The sequence below is a fragment of the Actinophytocola sp. genome (assembly GCF_036402745.1).
Lineage (GTDB): Bacteria > Actinomycetota > Actinomycetes > Mycobacteriales > Pseudonocardiaceae > Actinophytocola.
Genome location: NZ_DASWSJ010000122.1, coordinates 1 through 4,130 on the forward strand (window position 1 = coordinate 1; position 4,130 = coordinate 4,130).

The 4,130-nt window shown below is 73.6% G+C and carries 4 protein-coding genes; 1 reads left to right on the forward strand and 3 read right to left on the reverse strand.

The features are described 5' to 3' along the window. Positions 1-229 (forward strand): hypothetical protein (locus tag VGD70_RS11900; RefSeq protein WP_331081048.1); only part of this gene is annotated, 229 nt, incomplete at its 5' end. 233 nt (positions 230-462) lie between these two features. On the opposite strand, the gene VGD70_RS11905 is transcribed toward VGD70_RS11900, so the two are convergent. The 3 genes from VGD70_RS11905 to VGD70_RS11915 form a co-directional block, all read right to left on the reverse strand. Continuing rightward, complete coding sequence (locus VGD70_RS11905) at positions 463-1,065, reverse strand: TetR/AcrR family transcriptional regulator (RefSeq protein ID WP_331081054.1); 603 nt, start codon at positions 1,063-1,065, stop codon at positions 463-465. An 11-nt stretch (positions 1,066-1,076) separates the two neighbouring features. Next, entirely contained in the window at positions 1,077-2,237 is a 1,161-nt protein-coding gene (locus tag VGD70_RS11910) for an acyl-CoA dehydrogenase (RefSeq protein ID WP_331081050.1), read from the reverse strand. Continuing rightward, on the reverse strand, positions 2,234-4,130 hold a 1,897-nt coding region (locus tag VGD70_RS11915), incomplete at its 5' end, for a biotin carboxylase N-terminal domain-containing protein (protein WP_331081052.1). The genes VGD70_RS11915 and VGD70_RS11910, both read right to left, overlap by 4 nt.

The following is a 4,130-nucleotide window of genomic DNA, read 5'->3' on the forward strand; positions in this document are numbered from 1 at the left end:
CCGGGCGTGGCTCGAGGAGCACAACTGGACGGTGCGGCGACTCGCCGCGGAATGCAGTGCCCTGGGCGAGGACACCTTCGCCGAGGGCACCATGCGCAACGCCGTCAACGGCATCGACCCGATACGGCCCGGACGTATCCGGGTGGTCTGCAAGGTGCTGGCCAAGTACGGCGACGGCATCCCGTACACACGGCTGGTCGGCGACACCGATAGCGCGGAACGGCGGTGAGTCGTGGACAAACCGTGGGTGGTCCTGCTGGCCTCGTCGCCCTTCCTCACCTTCCTGTTATGGGCCGTCTGGTGGCTGGTCTCCGACTCCCTTCGGGAGCGGCGGCGGGCCCGAGCCGCCGCACGAGTCGCCGGGGAGTACGGAGGCGAGCGCGGTGAGCGTGGCGGACGTGGGCACGCATCGGCGGCATGACGATCCGCGCCGCACAGGCGGCGAGCGAGGCAACGACCGACTCAACACCGCGCGTCCACCACCGCCGCGTCCAGCATCGCGGCCCACTGGCGCAGTACCCGGGCCCGGCGCCGGCTGTCGTCGGTCAGCAGGTTGGCCAGGCCCAGTCCGCGGGCCATGTCCAGGGTCGCCTGCACCGCCTCGCGGACGCCGGGCACCGACTCGTCCACGCCCAGCAGCTCCAGCGCCACCCGGTGGGTCTCCCGGCCGACGTGGGCCTCCAGGCCGACCACCCGCTCGCGCAGCCGCTCGTCCGAGGACGCGGCCACCCACAGGTGGATGGCCGCGCGGAACACCGTCCCGGTGTACATGTGCTCCACCATGTCGACCACGGCCTGGGTGCGGCCCGGCCCGCGCGGCAGGTTCCGCGCGTGCGACCGCAGCAGCGCCAGCCGCTCCTGCGACACGAACTCGACCGCGGAGGTCACCAGGTCCTCGCGGGTCGGGAAGTGGTGCTGGGCGGCACCGCGGGACACGCCGGCCCGCTCGGCCACCACCGCCACCGTGCTGCCCGACCAGCCGAGCTCGGCCAGGCACTCGATCGCCGCCTCGAGGAGCCGCCGCCGGGTCGCCCGGCTGCGGTCCTGCCGCGGCTCCCGCACCACCTCGGTCATGATCAGTACGACTTGGGCAGGCCCAGCGTGTTCTGGGCGACGAAGTTGAGGATCATCTCGCGGCTCACCGGCGCGATCCGGTTCACCCGCGCGGCCGCGACCAGCGCGCCGAGGCCGTACTCGGCGGTGAGCCCGTTGCCCCCGTGCACCTGGACCGCGGTGTCCACCGCCTTGATCGACGCCTCCGCGGCCGCGTACTTGGCCATGTTCGCCGACTCGCCGGCCCCCATGTCGTCGCCCGCGTCGTAGAGCGCGGCGGCCTTCTGGGTCATCACCTTCGCGAGCTCCAGCGCGATCTTGGCCTCCGCCAGCGGGTGCGCGACCCCCTGGTGCGCGCCGATCGGCGTGCTCCACACCTGCCGCGTCTTCGTGTACTCGACCGCCTTGTCCAGCGCGTACCGGCCCATGCCGATCGCGAACGACGCGGCCATGATCCGCTCGGGGTTGAGCCCGGCGAACAGCTGCATCAGCGCCGCGTCCTGCGAGCCGACCAGCGCGTCGGCGGGCAGCCGGACATCGTCGAGGAACAGCATGAACTGCTTGTCCGGCGAGATGATGTCCATCTCGATCGGCTTCGCCTCGAAGCCCGGCGCGTCGGTCGGCACGATGAACAACGCCGGCTTGAGCCGGCCGGTCCGCGCGTCCCCGGTGCGCCCGACCACCATCACCGCGGCGGCCTCGTCCACCCCGGAGATGAACACCTTCCGTCCACTGAGGACCCAGTGGTCGCCGTCGCGGCGGGCGGTGGTGGTGAGCTTGTGCGCGTTGGAGCCCGCGTCCGGCTCGGTGATCGCGAACGCCATCCGCAGCGAGCCGTCGGCGAAGCGCGGGAGCCAGGTCTGCTTCTGCTCGTCGGTGCCGTACCGGCTGATGATCGTGGCGCAGATGGCCGGTGAGACCACCATCAGCAGCAGCCCGCAGCCCGCGGCGGCCAGCTCCTCGGCCACCGCGGCCAGGTCGCCGATGTTGCCGCCCCCGCCGCCGAACTCCTCCGGCACGTTCACGCCGAGGTAGCCGAGCTTGCCGGCCTCCTCCCACAGCTCGGCGGTCTTCTCCCCGCCGCGGGCCTTCTTGAGGAACCACTCGCCGCCGTAGCGCTTGCCCAGGTCGGCGACCGCCGCCCGCAGTGCCTGACGTTCCTCGGACTCGGTGAACGCGTTCATCGCTCCTCCTCTGGGCTCACAACGGCCAGTACCCGGCCGACCCCGACCTGGTCTCCCGCGCCGACACCCAGCTCGGTGACGACGCCGTCGGCCGGGGCGTTGATCTGGTGCTGCATCTTCATGGCTTCCAGCCACAGCAACGGCTGCCCGCTCGTCACCCGGTCGCCGACGGCCGCGGCCACCCGCACGACGGTGCCCGGCATGGGCGCCAGCAGCGAGCCGGCCGCGACCTGGGTGGCCGGGTCGGCGAACCGCTCCACCGGCACGAGCGCCACCGAGCCGAGTGGAGAGTCCACACAGGACAACCCAGGGTGGGCGGCCACGTCGAACCGGCGGCGCAGCCCACCCACGTCGAGCACCACGGCGTGCGGCGTCGCCTCGACCAGCCGCACGCCGTCGAGACCCTCGGCGACCAGCCCGGAACGGGCGAGCCGGTAGCGGACCTCGTGCTCGGTCTCGCCGGCGGTGAAGCGCTTGCGTTGCGGCTGGGCCACGACGTTGCGCCAGCCGCTGGGGATCCGGCCGAGCACCCGCGCGTCCGCCCGGTTCGTGGCGGCCTCGGCCAGCGCCGCCGCCAGCGCGGACAGCCGCACGGTCTCCTCGGACGCGAGCGGCGCGGCGAGCGCGGCCAGGCCGTGCCGGTCGAAGAACGCGGTGTCCGTGTCACCCGCGAGGAATGCCGGATGGGTGAGGACGCGTACGAGGAGGTCGCGGTTGGTGGTGACGCCGTGGATCCGGGCGCGGGTGAGCGCGGCGGCCAGCGCGCGGGCGGCCACGTCCCGGGTCGGCGCCAGCGAGATGACCTTGGCCAGCATCGGGTCGTAGTGCGGGCTGACGACGTCGCCGCCCACCACCCCCGAGTCGAGCCGGATCCCCTTGTCCAGCACGGAGAACTCGGCGGCCACACCCGGGACGTCGAACCGGTGCAGGGTGCCGCTCGCCGGGCGCCAGCCCGCGGCCGGGTCCTCCGCGTAGAGCCGGACCTCGATCGCGTGCCCGCGCGGCTCCGGCGGCTCGGCGGGCAGCGACCGTCCTTCCGCGACGCTCAGCTGCAGCTCCACCAGGTCCAGGCCGGTGACGCACTCGGTGACCGGGTGCTCGACCTGCAGCCGGGTGTTCATCTCCAGGAAGTAGAACCGGCCGGCGTCGTCGGCGAGGAACTCGACCGTCCCGGCGCCGACGTACCCGATGGCCTTGGCGGCGTCGCGGGCCGCCGCGAACAGCTCCGCGCGCATCCCCGGGACCCGCTCCACCAGCGGCGACGGCGACTCCTCGACGATCTTCTGGTGCCGGCGCTGGATCGAGCACTCCCGCTCGCCGACCGTCCACACGGTGCCGTGCGCGTCGCACATCACCTGCACCTCGATGTGCCGGCCGGTGGCGAGGTAGGGCTCGCAGAACACCGTGTCGTCGCCGAACGCGGACGCCGCCTCGGCCCGCGCACCGTCCACCTGGGACACCAGCTCGTCGAGCGTCCGGACCACCCGCATGCCCCGGCCACCACCGCCCGCCGACGCCTTCACGAGCACCGGCAGGTCGTCCCGCGTGATCGACGACGGGTCCAGCTCGGGCAGCACCGGCACCCCGGCGCCGGCCATCAGGCGCTTGGACTCGATCTTGGAGCCCATCTGCTCGACGGCCTCCGGCGGCGGGCCGACCCAGGCCAGCCCGGCGTCGAGCACCGCGCGGGCGAACGCCGCGTTCTCCGACAGGAAGCCGTATCCCGGGTGGACCGCGTCCGCGCCGGCCCCCAGTGCCGCGGCGATCAGCAGGTCCGTGCGCAGGTAGGTGTCGGCGGGGGCGGTGCCGGGCAGGTGCACCGCGGCGTCGGCCTCCCGCACGTGCGGGGCGCCCGCGTCCGCGTCGGAGTACACGGCGACCGTGGAGATGCCG